General features: G+C 62.5%; 12 protein-coding genes. 6 read left to right on the top strand and 6 right to left on the bottom strand.

All coding sequences use genetic code 11. The annotated features are described in order from the left end of the window. Positions 1 to 10: 10 nt before the first annotated feature. On the bottom strand, positions 11 to 1,174 hold the full coding sequence (locus AC1RGE_RS09925) for an isovaleryl-CoA dehydrogenase (RefSeq protein ID WP_011062223.1): 1,164 nt from the start codon (positions 1,172 to 1,174) through the stop codon (positions 11 to 13). A 228-nt stretch (positions 1,175 to 1,402) separates the two neighbouring features. On the opposite strand from AC1RGE_RS09925, the gene AC1RGE_RS09920 reads away from it, so the two are divergent. Continuing rightward, positions 1,403 to 3,106 (top strand): AMP-binding protein, encoded by a 1,704-nt coding sequence (locus AC1RGE_RS09920; protein WP_072452704.1) that lies wholly within the window; start codon positions 1,403 to 1,405, stop codon positions 3,104 to 3,106. Positions 3,107 to 3,717: 611 nt separating this feature from the next. On the opposite strand, the gene AC1RGE_RS09915 is transcribed toward AC1RGE_RS09920, so the two are convergent. The 3 genes from AC1RGE_RS09915 to AC1RGE_RS09905 all read right to left on the bottom strand — a co-directional run bounded on the left by AC1RGE_RS09915 (position 3,718) and on the right by AC1RGE_RS09905 (position 6,145). Further along, the gene (locus AC1RGE_RS09915) at positions 3,718 to 4,617 is read right to left on the bottom strand and encodes a hydroxymethylglutaryl-CoA lyase (protein ID WP_019092827.1); all 900 of its coding nucleotides are present in this window, start codon (positions 4,615 to 4,617) and stop codon (positions 3,718 to 3,720) included. A 62-nt stretch (positions 4,618 to 4,679) separates the two neighbouring features. Further along, on the bottom strand, positions 4,680 to 5,084 hold the full coding sequence (locus AC1RGE_RS09910) for a MerR family transcriptional regulator (protein ID WP_011062220.1): 405 nt from the start codon (positions 5,082 to 5,084) through the stop codon (positions 4,680 to 4,682). A gap of 125 nt (positions 5,085 to 5,209) precedes the next feature. Next, on the bottom strand, positions 5,210 to 6,145 hold the full coding sequence (locus AC1RGE_RS09905) for a LysR family transcriptional regulator (protein WP_011062219.1): 936 nt from the start codon (positions 6,143 to 6,145) through the stop codon (positions 5,210 to 5,212). 179 nt (positions 6,146 to 6,324) lie between these two features. Between AC1RGE_RS09905 and AC1RGE_RS09900 the strand changes: the two genes are divergently transcribed. Continuing rightward, positions 6,325 to 7,554: an acyl-CoA dehydrogenase gene (locus tag AC1RGE_RS09900; protein ID WP_011062218.1), complete on the top strand. Its 1,230-nt coding sequence runs from the start codon at positions 6,325 to 6,327 to the stop codon at positions 7,552 to 7,554. 42 nt (positions 7,555 to 7,596) lie between these two features. Here AC1RGE_RS09900 and AC1RGE_RS09895 read toward each other — a convergent pair whose 3' ends face one another. Continuing rightward, positions 7,597 to 8,979, bottom strand: coding sequence for a substrate-binding domain-containing protein (locus tag AC1RGE_RS09895; protein WP_019092828.1), 1,383 nt, complete (start codon positions 8,977 to 8,979; stop codon positions 7,597 to 7,599). Positions 8,980 to 9,273: 294 nt separating this feature from the next. Between AC1RGE_RS09895 and AC1RGE_RS09890 the strand changes: the two genes are divergently transcribed. Then, a complete protein-coding gene (locus tag AC1RGE_RS09890) occupies positions 9,274 to 9,606 on the top strand; it encodes a DUF1508 domain-containing protein (protein WP_011062216.1) in 333 nt (110 codons plus the stop codon). A gap of 47 nt (positions 9,607 to 9,653) precedes the next feature. Here AC1RGE_RS09890 and xthA read toward each other — a convergent pair whose 3' ends face one another. Further along, positions 9,654 to 10,466 (bottom strand): exodeoxyribonuclease III, encoded by an 813-nt coding sequence (gene xthA, locus AC1RGE_RS09885; RefSeq protein WP_019092829.1) that lies wholly within the window; start codon positions 10,464 to 10,466, stop codon positions 9,654 to 9,656. 176 nt (positions 10,467 to 10,642) lie between these two features. On the opposite strand from xthA, the gene AC1RGE_RS09880 reads away from it, so the two are divergent. The 3 genes from AC1RGE_RS09880 (at position 10,643) to AC1RGE_RS09870 (ending at position 16,760) form a co-directional block, all read left to right on the top strand. Next, complete coding sequence (locus AC1RGE_RS09880) at positions 10,643 to 11,293, top strand: GNAT family N-acetyltransferase (RefSeq protein WP_011062214.1); 651 nt, start codon at positions 10,643 to 10,645, stop codon at positions 11,291 to 11,293. Between the two features lie 65 nt (positions 11,294 to 11,358). Beyond that, complete coding sequence (locus AC1RGE_RS09875) at positions 11,359 to 13,086, top strand: autotransporter assembly complex protein TamA (protein ID WP_015636311.1); 1,728 nt, start codon at positions 11,359 to 11,361, stop codon at positions 13,084 to 13,086. Then, positions 13,083 to 16,760: a translocation/assembly module TamB domain-containing protein gene (locus AC1RGE_RS09870; RefSeq protein WP_492584125.1), complete on the top strand. Its 3,678-nt coding sequence runs from the start codon at positions 13,083 to 13,085 to the stop codon at positions 16,758 to 16,760. Before AC1RGE_RS09875 ends, AC1RGE_RS09870 begins: the two co-directional genes overlap by 4 nt. The last annotated feature ends 4 nt before the right edge of the window (positions 16,761 to 16,764 follow it).

Genomic DNA, 16,764 nt, shown 5'->3' with positions numbered 1-16,764 from the left:
GACAGCTCCGTTAGCGGGTTTCGTTGAACAGTTCGCGACCGATCAGCATGCGGCGGATCTCGCTGGTGCCGGCGCCGATCTCGTAGAGCTTGGCGTCGCGCAGCAGGCGGCCGGCGGGGAATTCATTGATGTAGCCGTTGCCGCCCAGGATCTGGATTGCGTCGAGGGCCATCTGGGTCGCGCGCTCGGCGCTGTAGAGGATCACTCCGGCGGCATCCTTGCGGGTGGTTTCGCCGCGCTCGCAGGCTTGGGCCACCGCATACAGGTAGGCGCGGCTGGCGTTGAGCTGGGTGTACATGTCGGCGATCTTGCCCTGGATCAGCTGGAATTCGCCGATGCTCTGGCCGAACTGCTTGCGGTCGTGGATGTAGGGCACCACCAGGTCCATGCAGGCCTGCATGATCCCGGTGGGGCCGCCGGAGAGCACCACGCGCTCGTAGTCGAGGCCGCTCATCAGCACTTTGACGCCACCATTGAGCACGCCGAGGATGTTTTCCTCCGGCACTTCCACGTCATCGAAGAACAGCTCGCAGGTGTTGGAGCCGCGCATGCCCAGCTTGTCGAACTTGTTGCTGCGGCTGAAGCCTTTCCAGTCGCGCTCGACGATGAACGCGGTGATGCCGTGGGGGCCTTTCTCCAGGTCGGTCTTGGCGTAGATCACATAGGTGTTGGCGTCGGGGCCGTTGGTGATCCAGGTCTTGCTGCCGTTGAGCACGAAATGGTCGCCGCGTTTGTCGGCCCGCAGCTTCATCGACACCACGTCGGAGCCGGCATTGGGTTCGCTCATGGCCAGAGCGCCGATGTGTTCGCCGCTGATCAGCTTGGGCAGGTATTTGCTCTTCTGTTCGTGGTTGCCGTTGCGGTTGATCTGGTTCACGCAGAGGTTGGAGTGCGCGCCGTAGGACAGCGCCACCGAGGCCGAGCCGCGGCTGACCTCTTCCATGGCCACCACGTGCGCCAGGTAACCCAGGCCGGCGCCACCGTATTCTTCCGCCACGGTGATGCCCAAGAGGCCCATGTCGCCGAATTTGCGCCACATGTCGGCGGGGAACAGGTTGTCGACGTCGATCTGCGCTGCCCGGGGTGCCAGCTCCGCCTTGACGAAGGCCTGGACCTGTTGGCGCAGCATGTCGATGGTTTCACCGAGGGCGAAGTTCAGGGTCGGGTAACTCATGGCGGGGCACCTTCAAACTTGTTTTTATTGAGGGAACAGGATGTCGAGAGCGGCGCGGCCGGGCTCTCACCTTTACGTTAACGTAAACCCGCGACCGATGGCTGTCAATCGCCCTTTACGTAAACGTCAACTTGCGCCAGAGTAGCGAGGCTTTCGATTGGAGCCAGGCTGTTTTGCACCTTTCGCCTGGCTCCTGCACACCCACTAATAAAGACAATAGGGGTCGTCATGGAACACTCGGGTTTCCAGCCGGATCGCAGTTACACCCGTGGTACGCAAGACCAGCCGCTGCTGGCGTTGACCATCGGCCAGGCTTTCGATAACACCGTCGCCGCCTATCCCCAGGGTGAGGCTCTGGTGGTGCGCCACCAGCAGCTGCGCTACACCTGGCAGCAACTGCGCGAGGCGGTCGACCTGCATGCCCGGGCGCTGCTGGCCCTGGGGCTCAAGACCGGCGATCGCCTGGGGATCTGGGCCCCCAACTGCGCCCAGTGGTGCATCGCCCAGTTCGCCAGCGCCAAGATCGGCGCGATTCTGGTGAACATCAATCCGGCCTACCGCAGTTCCGAGCTGGAGTATGTGCTCAGGCAGTCCGGCTGCCAGTGGCTGATCTGCGCTGGAGCCTTCAAGACGTCCGATTACCACGGCATGCTCCAGGGCCTGGTGCCCGAGCTGGCACAACAGTCCATCGGCCAATTGCACAGCGAGCGGTTACCCGAGCTGCGCGGGGTGATCAGCCTGGATGCGCAGCCGCCGTCGGGTTTCCTGCCCTGGTCGCAGCTATCGGCGCTGGGGGCGGGGGCTACGGCCGAGCAGTTGCAGGCGCGCCAGGACAGCCTGGATTTCGACCAGCCGGTGAATATCCAGTACACCTCCGGCACCACCGGTTTCCCCAAGGGTGCGACCCTGAGCCACTACAACATCCTCAACAACGGTTACATGGTGGGGGAGAGCCTGGGCCTGACTGCTGCCGACCGGCTGGTGATCCCGGTGCCGCTGTACCACTGCTTCGGCATGGTCATGGGCAACCTGGGGTGCATCACCCACGGCACCACCATGATCTATCCCAATGACGCCTTTGACCCGCTGCTGACCTTGACTGCGGTGGCCGAAGAGCGCGCCACCGGCCTGTACGGCGTACCCACGATGTTTATCGCTGTGCTCGATCAGCCCCGACGCAGCGAGTTCGACCTGTCGAGCCTGCGGACCGGGATCATGGCCGGGGCCACCTGCCCGATCGAGGTGATGCGCCGGGTGATCAGCGAAATGCACATGAGCGAAGTGCAGATCGCCTACGGCATGACCGAAACCAGCCCGGTGTCGCTGCAGACCGGGCCGGACGACGACCTGGAACTGCGGGTGACCACCGTCGGCCGGACCCAGCCGCACCTGGAGAGCAAGATCATCGATGAGGCCGGCAATGTGGTGCCCCGCGGCACCATCGGTGAGCTGTGCACCCGGGGCTACAGCGTCATGCTCGGTTACTGGAACAACCCTGAGGGCACCCGCGAGTCCATCGATCAGGCCGGCTGGATGCATACCGGTGACCTGGCCACCATGAACCAGCAGGGGTACGTGTGCATTGCCGGGCGCAACAAGGACATGATCATTCGCGGTGGCGAGAACATTTATCCACGAGAGCTGGAAGAGTTCTTCTTCACCCATCCTGCGGTGGCCGATGTGCAGGTAATCGGCATCCCCTGCGACAGGTACGGCGAGGAGATCGTCGCCTGGATCAAGTTCCACCCCGGCCATTCGGCCAATGAGCTGGAGCTGCAGACCTGGTGCAAGGAGCGTATCGCGCACTTCAAGACGCCGCGTTACTTCAAGTTCGTTGAAGAGTTTCCCATGACCGTGACCGGTAAGATCCAGAAGTTCCGCATGCGCGAAATCAGCATCGAGGAGCTGCGTGAGCGCATGAACAAGGGGTGAACCCGGATGGCGCGTGCATCGGCGCCGGTGCACGCTTTATGGGCAGCAAAGAGGGATCGCAGAAAGCACAAAGGGGAGCCGAAGCTCCCCTTTAATTTTGTCGTTGCGTGCTCTTTTTTTATTATTGAGGGGCGGTCTATTGTTGTTTTTGGCAACCGTTGCCCTTTACTGCTGTTTTTGGCGATCCCCATCCGGGATCAAGAGCAAACGTATTTTTTTGAGCGCTGATTCAATGTTTCGCCAGGGCGATCCAACCAGTTCGGGAGCTACCTCAGGGTAGTTTTATTGTTCTCTGACCGGTTGCGGGTGGCTCTTGCAAGCCCTCCTGCACAGTGCATCCTCTCCAAAAAAATCTGTTAGCTGCGTCTCTGCCGTGTTGTTTTTGTTATCTCAGAGTCGTTACGTCTTATTTTTATTAGGTTTGCTGCTTTTTATTCTTGTTATGCCATAGAGATAGCAGAAGCCGTGCCAACTTTTTAAAGTCATTTAAAATCAATGACTTGATAATTTTGTAGGACAATCTGTACCGCAACAAATTCGACAAACTGTTTCCGTGTTACTCGTTCCCTCCCCTGATCGGAGTGGCCGGTAACACCCGGCCGCACAATGCCTCAGCTGGCGTTACGCGCCTTGGCCACGCGGGAGCCGGTGGGGCGCCCCAGCACGTTACAGATCTGCCGGCCGGCGTCGATCAGGCGGTCCATGTCGATACCGGTATGGATGCCCAGGCCATTGAGCAGGTAGAGCACGTCTTCGGTGGCGACGTTTCCGCTGGCGCCCTTGGCATAGGGGCAGCCGCCGAGGCCGGCGATCGAGCTGTCGAACACCGCGATGCCTTCCAGCAGGCTGGCGTAGACATTGGCCAGGGCCTGGCCGTAGGTGTCGTGGAAGTGCCCGGCGAGTTTTTCCCGTGGTACCTGGGCGCCCACCACCTCGAACATGCGCCGGGTGGCACCGGCGGTGCCGGTACCAATGGTGTCGCCCAGAGAGACCTCGTAACAGCCCATGTCATGCAGTTCGCGGGCGACCATGGCCACCTGTTCCGGGGCCACTTCACCTTCATAAGGGCAGCCCAGCACGCACGACACGTAACCGCGCACGCTGATGCCGTGCTGCTTGGCGGCGTCCATGATCGGCACGAAGCGTTCCAGGCTTTCGCTGATGGAGCAGTTGATGTTGCGCTGGGAGAAGGCTTGCGAGGCCGCGGCGAACACCGCCACTTCCTTGACCCCAGCCGCCAGGGCATCTTCGAACCCCCGCAGGTTGGGCGCCAGTGCGCCATAGACAACCCCGGGCTTGCGCTGGATACGGGCGAAGACCTCGGCTGAACCGGCCATCTGCGGCACCCATTTGGGAGACACGAAACTGCCGACTTCTATGTAGCCCAGGCCGGCGGCGGCGAGGGCATCCACCAATTGCACCTTGTCTTCGACGCTGATGGGCTGGGCTTCGTTCTGCAGGCCGTCGCGGGGGCCGACTTCGATCAGGCGTACATGGCTGGGGAGTGACATAGAGGTTCACCTTCTTATAGGGAGTGGCGGATACCGGCGCCCGGGCGCAGGTGTGCCGATGATTATCGGGCGGTGCTTTTCTGGTTCAGGATGGTCTGTTCCAGCGCCTGGGTGCAGCGCTCTTCGGCGGTGTCCAGTTCCAGCTTCATCTGTTCGATGTCGAGCAGTTGCTGTTCGAGCTGTTCGCGACGCTCGGCGATTTTCGCCAGCATGCTGTGCAGCTGCTTCAGGTTGCCGCTGCTCGGGTCGTAGAGCTCGATCAGTTCGCGGCACTCGGCCAGGGAAAAGCCGATGCGCTTGCCCCGCAGGATAAGTTTCAGGCTGACCTTGTCCCGGGGCGAATAGATGCGCTCCTGGCCACGGCGTTCGGGAGCGAGCAGGCCCTGCTCTTCATAGAAGCGGATGGCCCGGGTGGTGATGTCGAGCTCGCGGGCGAGGTCGGAAATGCTGTAGGTCTGGCTGCTCATGGAGGCGCTCAAGAGGGGGCTTGGCGCTAAGCTAAAGGCAGGTTGACGTATACGTCAAGCAGTCCGAGCCGATCCCGTTCGCCGGCAAGCCGGCTCCTGCAGTGAGGGCTTGCCGGCGAAAGGACTCAGGCGGTCTGCTGGTCGAGCTTCTTTTCGTAGGCCGTGACCTGCTGGCAGAGCTCGATCATCTGCTCGCGCATCCAGCGGTTGGCCGGGTCCTGGTCGGTGCTCTCGTGCCAGTACAGGTGGGTTTCCACCGGCGGGACATCATTGACCGGCAGGTTGAACGCGTGCAGTTCATGGCGACGGGCAAAGCGCTCCGGTACGGTCATCACCATGTCGGTCTGCTGCAGCACCTGGGAAGCCATCAGGTAATGCTGGGAGCGCAGGGCGATCTTGCGCTGGATACCCATCTTGCCCAGGGCCAGGTCGACATGCCCGAGGCCGCTGCGGCGGCTGGAGATATGTATGTGGGTCAGGGACAGGTAATCGTCCAGGCTGAATTTTTCCTTGCCCGCCAGCGGGTGGCCCTTGCGCATGGCGCACACATAGCGGTCTTCCATCAGCTTGACGTGACGCACCTGGGGGTCGGTATTGAGCGGTGCGTCGACGGCAAAGTCCAGGCGCCCGGCTGCCAGCTCCTTGGTGGTTTCCCGACGCTTGGAGAGAAAGCTTTCGATGATCACCGCCGGCGCCAGGCGCCGCAGGCGCTGGAACAGCGGTGGCAGGATCACCGCTTCAGTGAGGTCGGTCATGCTGATGCGGTAGGTCTTGACCGCTTGCAGGGGGTTGAAAATGCGACTTTCCTGGACCGAAACCCGCAGCAGCGACAGGGCATTGCGCACCGGCCCGATGATGTTCTGCGCCATGGGCGTGGGCACCATGCCCTGGGCGGTACGCACGAAGAGCGGGTCGTTGAAGGTCTCGCGCAGGCGTGCCAGGGCGTTGGATACCGCCGGTTGGGTGATGCCGACGATCTGCCCTGCGCGGGTCAGGTTGGCTTCGGTGTAGATCGCATCGAAAACGATGAAGAGGTTGAGATCGACCTTGCTCAGATTCATTGCGCTGCACTCTTATTGTTAGGGCCTGTGGGAGGGCTCGGAAGCCTGTCGGATCAGCCGATCATATATCGGTGATGAATGTTAATACACGCCGAGAATAGGCTAGGTAAATTTTCGTAGCTGATCTAGCATCGATTTCAGTCCTCCAACACCCGATCGTCACAAAGGTAGAGCTGCCCATGGAATTCGCCTATTCCCCCAAGGTTCAGGAACTGCGTGAGCGTGTCACCGCGTTCATGGATGCCTATGTTTATCCGGCTGAAGCGGTCTTCGAGCGTCAGGTTGCCGAAGGCGATCGCTGGCAGCCGACCGCCATCATGGAAGAGCTGAAACTCAAGGCCAAGGAGGCCGGGCTATGGAATTTGTTTCTGCCTGAGTCGGAGTTGGGGGCAGGCCTGACCAACCTTGAGTACGCGCCGCTGGCGGAAATCATGGGGCGGTCGTTGTTGGGCCCGGAACCCTTCAACTGCTCGGCACCGGATACCGGCAACATGGAAGTGCTGGTGCGCTACGCCAACGAAGAGCAGAAACAGCGCTGGCTGGAGCCATTGCTGCGCGGCGAGATCCGTTCCGCGTTCGCCATGACCGAGCCGGACGTGGCGTCCTCCGATGCCACCAACATGGCGGCCCGTGCGGTACGCGACGGCGACCAGTGGCTGATCAACGGCAAGAAATGGTGGACCTCGGGCGCCTGCGACCCACGCTGCAAGATCCTGATCTTCATGGGCCTGAGCAACCCGGATGCGCCGCGCCATCAACAGCACTCGATGATCCTGGTGCCGGTGGATACCCCCGGGGTGAAGATTGTTCGCCCGTTGCCGGTGTTCGGCTACGACGACGCACCCCATGGCCACGCCGAAGTGCTGTTCGACAACGTTCGGGTGCCCTACGAGAACGTGCTGCTGGGTGAGGGCCGTGGTTTCGAGATTGCCCAGGGCCGCCTTGGCCCGGGCCGGATCCACCACTGCATGCGTTCCATCGGCATGGCGGAGCGGGCGCTGGAACTGATGTGCAAGCGCTCGGTGAACCGTACTGCCTTTGGCAAGCCGCTGGCGCGCCTGGGGGGCAACATCGACAAGATCGCCGACTCGCGGATGGAGATCGACATGGCCCGGCTGCTGACGCTGAAGGCCGCGTACATGATGGACACCGTGGGCAACAAGGTGGCCAAGAGCGAGATTGCCCAGATCAAGGTCGTGGCGCCGAACGTGGCCCTGCGGGTGATCGACCGGGCGATCCAGATCCACGGCGGGGCCGGGGTCTCCAACGACTTCCCGCTGGCCTACATGTATGCGATGCAGCGTACCTTGCGCCTGGCCGACGGCCCGGATGAGGTGCACCGCGCGGCGATCGGCAAGTATGAAATCGGCAAGTATGTACCCAAGGAGCTGATGCGCAGCGGGCATTGAGGGCGATGCGGCCGGCCTGTCGAAAGGCCGGCCGCTGTGAGTTCAGTACACCCAGACCTCCACGCGGCGGTTCTTGATCCGCCCTTCGTCGGCACTGTTGGCCGCTACCGGCAGCTCGGCGCCAAAGCCGCGAATCTCGCGAAACACCACGCCGCTCTTCACCAGTTCCCGGCGTACCGCCATGGCCCGCAGTTTGGACAGCAGGGCCGCGCGGGCCGGATCGTTCTTGGCGTCACCGAAGCCGGCCAGGGTCACCTGGCGGTTCATCTTGCCGTGCTGGCGCAGGTAATCCAGTACCCGATTAAGGTCCTGGCGAGCCTTGTTGTCCAGGCTGGCGCTGCCCTCCTCAAAACGAAAGTTGACCGTCAGGCGCTGCGCCTGGCGGGTGAGCGCCTGATAAGCCTCCGGCATCTGCGGGCCGGGAGCGACGCGCATGGCCTGCACGGTCTGGGCGATAAAGCCGTTGGCGGCGACGATGGCCTGGCCCTTGCTGCCCTGGGCAAAGCTCACCAGGGCATCGGCCCAGGGGTTCTGCCCATTGGGCGGCAGGTACAGGTACAGGCGCCGTGACAGCGGGTAATCCTCGGTGGCGATCAGGCTGTTGAGCGGCAGCATCGGCTGTGAGTCGCCGTCGACAATGGCCACCGCCTTGGCCTGGCGCACATAGGGCAGGCCGATGAAACCTATACCCTGGGGGTCATGGCTGACTGCGTCGGACAACTGCTCGCTGGATTCGAAACGTTTCGCGCCGGGCCCCAGGGTCTTACCGCGACGGCTGAGTACCAGTTCCTTGAAGGTGTCGTAGGTGCCGGACTGGTCATCCCGGGCATAGAGATGTACCGCGCCGCCAATGCCACCCAGTTCTTCCCAGGTCCTGGCTTCGCCGCTGAACAGCCGGGCCAGTTGCTCGGTGTTCAGTTGGTTCAGCGGGTTGTGCGGATGCAGGATGATTGCCAGTCCGTCGATGGCGATCACCTGTTCGGCGCTGGGGCTTTTCAGGTCCCCCAGGCTTTCAAGGTCCACCAGCTCGCTGTCCTTGATCGGCCGTGAAGCGGCGGCCAGGTCGGCCCGGGCGGTTTTCAGAGCGGCAAAGCCGGTACTCGAACCGTGGGCGGCCACTTCCACCCGCACCGCTCGGCCCTGGGCGGTTTGCCCCACCACCTGTTGTTCATTGTCTTTGCCACTGGCGGTGATCCTGATATCGCGCAGGCCCTGTTCTTCCATCAGGCCCTTGACCAGGGCCGGGCCCAGCCGGGCGCCGATGGTATTGGAGCCTTGGATGCGCAGGACCGGCGCATTGTCCGGGGCTGGGGGCAGGGCGGCGAATACCGACCAGGGCAGGGCGTAGCAAACGAAACCGATCAGAAACAGGCTGATGGTCCGGCACCAGATATCTCGTTCGCTGACGGTGGAAGCGCGGGGCATGGCGGCACTGGCCTTCTATATAGAGGGAGGAGGTAAGTGCTGGGGACATTAAGTCAGGGAGGTGACAGGGATGTGACGGACGGGGCTATTTGCAGAGAAATGGCGAAAGTCCTACATCATAAATAGCTGTTTTCTCTAGATTTTTTGAGATTTGTCCTAAAGACCAACCTCGGAACGGCGCGTAGAGTGGGCAACTTTGTCTGGCGGGGATTGGGGCGACTGCCAACGCGTCATCCCCCGCGGATGCCTCGGCAGTGTTGAGCTGCTATTTCGTAGTGTGCAAAGGAGTTACAAATGAGTGCCTGGTTCGAGCTGAAGCAGTATGGCAGTGGTGCATGCAGATTCTTGCTGAAGACAAAGGAGGCGCAGACCATGCTTCAAAGCGACCGCTACCCTTGCCGGGACAGTGCCGAGGCGGCTCTCGGCCTGTTCCGCGCACACTGCGCTTCCCCGGAACGCTACGTCAAGAAAATTTCGTCGGGCGGCAAACCTTTTTTCAAGCTCAAGTCCGGTAAGGAAGTGATTCTGGTCAGCCACTTGTACGATTCGGAAGCCACCCTCGAGAGCGCCATCAGCGCTATCGCCAGTGCCGGTACCACGGAGCGGGTCGAGCACATACAGCTGTAACCGCAAAAAAAAGCCCATCGGCAGATGGGCTTTTTTGTGCCTGTCGATCAGCCCAGTTCGAGCCAGATCGGCGCATGGTCCGAAGGTTTTTCCATGCCCCGCAGTTCATAGTCGACCCCAGCGTCCTTGACCCGTGGCAACAACCCCTGGGAAGCCATGATCAGGTCGATGCGCAGGCCGCGCTTGGGTTCATCCTCGAAGCCGCGGCTGCGGTAGTCGAACCAGCTGAAGCGGTCGTTCACCTCGGGGTTCAGGTGACGAAAGCTGTCCACCAGGCCCCAGTTCTTCAGGCGGGCCATCCACTCGCGCTCTTCCGGCAGGAAGCTGCACTTGCCGGTCTTCAGCCAGCGCTTGGCGTTCTCGGCGCCGATGCCAATGTCGCAATCTTCCGGGGAAATGTTCACATCGCCCATCACCACCAGGGGCTGGTCATTGCTGAAACGGCTTTCCAGCAGGTGCTGCAGATCCTGGTAGAAGCGCGCTTTGGCCGGGAATTTGGTGGGATGGTCGCGGCTTTCGCCCTGGGGGAAGTAGCCGTTCATGATGGTCACCGGGGTGCCGTTGGCATCGGCGAAGGTGCCCCAGATAAAGCGCCGCTGGGCGTCCTCGTCGTCACCTTCAAAGCCTTTATGCAGGGCCAACGGTGCCTGGCGCGAGAGCAGGGCTACGCCGTAATGGCCTTTCTGGCCGTGGTAATGCACGTGGTAGCCCAGGGCCTGGATGTCGGCAAGGGGGAACTGTTCGTCGGCGACCTTGGTTTCCTGCAGGCCGATCACGTCCGGCTGGTGTTTGTCGATCAGCGCCGCCAGCTGATGGGGGCGGGCACGCAGCCCGTTGATATTGAACGAGACGATTTTCATGGTCGGCGGTCCTGGCAAAACAGCGATGCTAGCTGACAACGCCCGGGCCGGCCAGCGTGGCGGCGTGGCGGATGCGCTGCTAATGTCCCAGGGGCGCGGGAACGATCAGCGGCGCGCAGGGCTCGTACTAACAAGAACGCGGCCATTTGAGCCGGGTCCAGGGGAGAGTGACCGTCATGCCTGATTCCTCCAATGTCATCGCCGATATTCACCAGCTCGACAGCGGCTATTCCCGCGAAGCGCGGTCGCTGCTGTACCAGGCCTACCGCCATGAGCCGACCTTCGGCTTCATTTTCGAAGCCGATCGCCCCGGCTACGAACAGCGGGTACGAGCCACAGTGCGCGAATTGGTGAAGCAGCATTTTCTTCAGGACCTGCCGGCCATCGGCCTGCTGGTCAATGACCGGCTGATCGGTATCGCCCTGATCGCGCCGCCGCAACGGCGCCTGGGCATCACCGAAAGTTGGGCCTGGCGCCTGCGTATGGTGCTCAGCACCGGGTTTCGCTGCACCCAGCGCTATCTGGAGTATCACCAGGCGGTGCAGGCCTGCCTGCCCAATGATGCGGTGCATGTGCTGCCGCTGCTGGGGGTACATCCGCAGTTTCAGGGCCAGCATTTCGGCGAGCAATTGCTGGCGGCGGTGCACAACTGGTGCGCCGTGGACGAGCATTCCCAGGGTGTGGTGCTGGACACCGGCAATCCGCGTTACCTGGAGTTCTACAAGCGTCAGGGCTATGAAGAGATCGGTGAGATTGCGGTGGGGCCGGTGCGTGAGCACGTATTTTTTCACCCCAACCCGCAGCACTTACAAAGAGCAACAGCCTGATATAGAACTTTCCGTGCACCTGAGCGCTCTATCGCCCTCCCAAGCTCGTGATAGCATCCGCGCCTATGAAGTTTCCAGGAAGATTTACCAGCGGCTTTTTGCTGTTGTTCACAAGCTGTGCGGCGCTGGCGCAGAGCGAATTGGATGTCAGGGTCAAGCCCGCCAATGACGAGTTGAAGGCCAATGTGGAGGGTTACATTGGCAGTGTCGGCGATCGCGATGAAGAAGCCCTGCTGCGGTTCAGCCGGGGCGCCGAGGAGCAGGCGAAGAAAGCCGCCCAGGCCCTGGGCTACTACCAACCGCATATCCAGAGTGAGGTGCGTGGCGGTGACAAACCGCGCCTGACGTTGCGGATCGACCCCGGCGAACCGGTGCACCTGCGCAACGTGACAGTCCGGGTCGAAGGCCCGGCGGCCTCCCTCAAGTCGTTTCGCCTTCCCGACGGCGACCAGCTCAAGCCGGGTGCCGTGCTCAATCATGGCCATTACGAAGACGCCAAGCGCCTGATCCAGAACCAGGCTTCGCGCTATGGCTTTTTCAGCGGGCGCTTTACCCAGCAGAAACTGTCGGTGGACCCCCAGGCAGGTGTCGCGGACATCGACCTGGTCTATGACAGCGGCCCGCGCTACGCGCTGGGCAAGGTCAGCTTTAGCGGCGACTCCCTGTTCGATGAAGACCTGTTGCGGCGCATGGTGCCGTTCAAGGCCGGCGCGCCCTATGACTCCGAACTGATTGCCGAACTCAACCAGGCCCTGCAGTCGAGCGGCTACTTCGAGGGCGTGCGGGTGGACGCCGCGCCTACTGCCGCCGAGCACGAGGTGATTCCGGTGGCGGTCCAGCTGGAAACCCGCAAGCCCCGGACCATGGGCCTCGGCCTCGGCTATTCCACCGACGTGGGGCCGCGGGTCAAGGCCAACTGGACCCGGCACTGGGTCAACCCCCAGGGCCACAGTTACGGCTGGGAGGCGGAAGTTTCTGCCCCGCGGCAGAACGTCGGCCTGTGGTACGACATTCCCCTGGACCCGCCTCTGACCGACAAGCTGCGGTTCGCCGGTGGTTACCAGAATGAAGAGATTGCCGGCACCGATACCCTGAGTAAGTTGCTCACCATCGGTCCCGAGTGGCACAGCAAGTTGCCCAGCGGCTGGCAGCGGGTGCTGTCGCTGAAGTATCAGCGAGAGGAATATCGCCTCGGGGACGACTCGGGCCTGAGTAATCTGCTGATGCCTGGCCTGACTTATTCCTACCTGCGCAGCGACAATCGCATCGACCCGCATAACGGCTATCGCATTCAGTTCGATACCAAGCTGGCCAAGGAAGGGGTCGGTTCCGACACCAACCTGCTGTATGGCACGGTGCTGCTCAAGGGCCTGACCACGGTCTGGGACAACCACCGCTTTCTCGGGCGAGTGCAGTTCGGTGGCAGTGCCACCAATGGCTACAAGTCGATTCCGCCGTCCTTGCGCTTCTTTGCCGGTGGCGACCAGAGCGTTCGGGGCTACGACTATCAGACCCTGTCACCGGAAAACTCCGAAGGCGATCGCATCGGCGGCCGCTACATGGTGGCCGGTAGCGTCGAGTACCAGTATTCGATCGCCGAGAAATGGCGGATCGCGACCTTTGTCGACCAGGGCAACTCTTTCAACAAGCTGGAGCTGCCTAACCTCAAGACCGGGGTGGGCGTCGGCGTACGCTGGGTTTCGCCAGTGGGACCGATCCGGGTCGACCTGGCCCACGCGATGAATGACGACGGCGGTATTCGTTTGCACTTTTCCATGGGGCCAGAGCTTTGAAGCGTGGTTTGAAGATAACGCTGCTGGCGATTGTTGCGCTGGTGATCCTGATCATTCTGGCCTTGGCCAGCGTACTCGGAACCCAGGCTGGCAGCCGCTGGGCCCTGGCGCGAGTGCCGGGGCTGACCCTGGACAATTTCGAGGGCCGCCTTGGCGGGCACTGGAGCGCCGATCATTTGCTCTGGCAACAGGAGGGCAACCGGGTCGAGCTCAACGCCGTGCAGTTCACCTGGTCGCCCGGCTGCCTGCTGCGCATGACCCTGTGCATCGAGCAGTTGGAAGCCGATCAGGTCAGCCTGCTGTTCCCTCCGAGCGGCGAAACCGAAACCAGTTCGGAGCCCATCAGCCTGCCGGAATTGAAGTTGCCGTTGGCCATCGAGTTGGGGCAAGTGCGTGTGGGCAGCCTGCTGTTCAATGGCAGTGAAGAACTCAAGACCCTGCAGCTGGCGGCGCACTGGACTGCCCAAGGCCTGCAGATCGACTCTTTGCACCTAAAGCGCGATGACCTGAGTCTGGACCTTTCCGGGCTGCTGCAACCCAGTGGCGACTGGCCCCTGACCGCCCAGGGTAACCTCGGCTTGCCCGCTCCCGGCGGTGGCCCCTGGTCCCTGGCGTTGAAGGTTGAAGGCGACCTGCTCAAGACTCTGCAGCTCAATGCCGACAGCAGTGGCTACCTGCAAGGGCAATTGAGCGGCCAGTTGCAGCCTCTGGTGGAGAACCTGCCGGCCCAGGTGCGCATCACTGCCGATGGGTTCAAGGCCAGCGCCGATCTGCCGGACACCCTGCAACTGGATCAGCTGGAGCTGATTGGCAAGGGCGACCTGAAAAGTGGCTACCAGCTCGCCGGCAAGGCCAGCCTGCCGGCGGAGCAGGGCCCGGTGGCCCTGTTGCTGCAAGGCAAGGTCGACGCCAAGGGCGCACAGATTGCCGCCCTAGACCTGAGCGCCAACGACAAGCAACACCTCAAGCTCAGTGGGCAACTGGACTGGAGCGAAGGTTTCGCCGCCGAGGCCAAGCTGGCCTGGCTGGACTTCCCCTGGCACCGCCTGTTTCCGCTGATTGACGAGCCGGCGGTGCGGGTCCGCAGTTTTGATGCCGAAGTGGCTTACCGTGACGGTAACTACCTGGGCAACTTCAAGGGCGACCTGGACGGCCCGGCAGGCGCGTTCAGCCTGAGCAGCCCGTTCAGCGGCGACCTGACGAAAATCTATCTGCCGCAGTTCAAGCTGGCGGCGGGCCAGGGCAAGGCCGAGGGCCACCTGAACCTGCAGTTCGCCGACGGCATTGCCTGGGATACCGCCCTGGATCTGTCGGCCATCAACCCCGCGTACTGGGTGGCGGAGCTGCCCGGAACCCTGGCCGGCCCCCTGCGCAGCCAAGGCGAAATGAAGAACCAGCAACTCAAGCTCAATGCCAACCTCGACCTCAAGGGACGCTTGCGCGGACAGCCGGCGGTTCTCCAGGCCAAGGCCGACGGAGCGGGCGAGCAATGGACCCTGGGCGCGCTGGACATCCGCCTGGGAGACAACCGGATCAACGGCTCCGGCAGCCTGCAACAGAAGATCGCCGGCCAGCTGGAGATCAAGATGCCGCGCCTGGGTCAGCTCTGGCCCGAGTTGCGTGGGCAGTTCAACGGTCGGCTGGACCTGGCCGGCACCCTCAAGGCGCCACAGGGCAAGCTGGACCTGGCCGGGCAGCAACTGGCCTTTGCCGAAAACCGCCTGCAGAACCTCAAGTTGGACGCCACTCTGGATGGTGCGCAAAAGGCCCAGGTGGACCTCAAGGGCAGCGGGATTCAGCTGGGCGACACGCAGTTGGGGACCCTGACCCTGGCCGGCCAGGGCGACATCAAGAAACAGAAACTGCAACTGGACCTGCAAGGGCCGCTGTTGAAACTGGCCCTGGGCCTGGATGGCGCCCTGGACCAGGGCAACTGGCGCGGGCGCCTGGCCAGCGGCGATGTACAGACCGGCGGCCAGGACTGGAAGCTGCAGAACCCGGCCCGGCTTGAGCGGCTGGCCAACGGCACGCTGAACTTCGCTGCCCACTGCTGGGCCAGCGGCGATGCCAGCCTGTGCGGTGAAGACCAGCGGCTGATGCCGGACCCGAAACTGCGTTATCACCTCAAGCGTTTTCCCCTCGACAGCCTGGCGCAGTGGCTGCCCAAGGATTTCGCCTGGAAGGGCATGCTCAATGCCGATGTGCAACTGGACTTGCCGGCCAGCGGGCCCCAGGGCCAGATCATGCTGGACGCCAGCGGTGGCACCCTGCGGGTCAAGGAAAAGGACCAGTGGCTGGATTTCCCCTATCAGGCGTTGAAGCTCAATACCCGCCTCACCCCGCGGCGCATCGACACACAGTTGCAGTTCGACGGCGGCAAACTGGGTGAGCTGATGCTCCAGGCGCAGATCAATCCGTTGCCGAAAAGCAAACCGCTGTCCGGTGATTTCCGCCTCAGTGGCCTGGATCTGTCCGTGGCGCGGCCGTTCGTGCCCATGGTGGAAAAGCTCAGCGGCAGCCTCAATGGCAGCGGTCGTTTGTCTGGCGGCCTGCTGGCGCCTCAGGTCAACGGCAACGTGCAGTTGTCCGGGGGCGAGGTGTCCGGCTCCGAGTTGCCCATCAGCCTTGAAGACCTGCAACTGAGCGCGCAGATCGCTGGCGAGAGCGTGCAGCTCAACGGCGGCTGGAAAAGCGGCAAGGCCGGGCAGGGCAGCCTCAATGGCAACATCACTTGGGGCCGGGCGCTATTGGTGGACCTGAGCCTCAAGGGCACCCAACTGCCGGTGACGGTGGAGCCCTATGCAGCGCTGGAGGTGGCGCCGAACCTGAAGATCTCGCTGCAGGAGGAAAAGCTGGCGATTGCCGGCAAGGTGCTGATCCCCAAGGGCCAGATCATCGTGCGCGAATTGCCGCCTTCGACAGTCAAGGTCTCCGACGACACGGTGATCGTCGGCCAGCAGACCGACGACGGCAAAAAGGCCATGGCCATGGCCATGAACATCGATGTGGAGGTGGGCCAGGACAAGCTGGCCTTCAGCGGTTTCGGCCTGACTGCCAACCTGCAGGGGCACGTGCACATTGGTGACAACATGGATACCCGCGGTGAGCTGTGGCTCAACGACGGCCGCTATCGGGCCTACGGCCAGCGCTTGACCGTGCGTCGTGCGCGGCTGCTGTTTGCCGGCCCCATCGACCAGCCTTACCTGGACATCGAGGCCGTGCGCCAGACTGACGACGTGATTGCCGGCATCCGCCTGAGTGGCAGCGCCGAGCAACCGGCGACGCAGATCTTCTCGGAGCCGGCCATGAGCCAGGAACAGGCGCTGTCCTATCTGGTTCTGGGGCGCCCGCTGACGTCCACCGGTGAAGACAACAACATGCTGGCCCAGGCGGCTCTCGGGCTGGGGCTGATGGGCAGCTCGGAACTGACCGGCGGCATTGCCAAGAACCTGGGCATTCAGGACTTCCAACTCGATACCCAGGGCAGCGGCAACAACACCAGCGTGGTGGCCAGCGGCGCCATTTCCGAAAGGCTCAGCCTGCGCTATGGCGTCGGGGTCTTTGAGCCGGCCAGTACCATCGCTCTGCGTTACAAGCTGAGCAAGAAGGTCTATCTGGAAGCGGCGAGCGGTTTCGCCAGCTCCCTGGATATCTTTTACAAGCGCGATTTCTGAGGAA

It is taken from the genome of Pseudomonas sp. GW823-FHT02C05, from assembly GCF_058797595.1.
The sequence above is the reverse complement of the archived record's forward strand: the minus strand, read 5'-3'. Positions and strand labels throughout refer to the sequence as shown.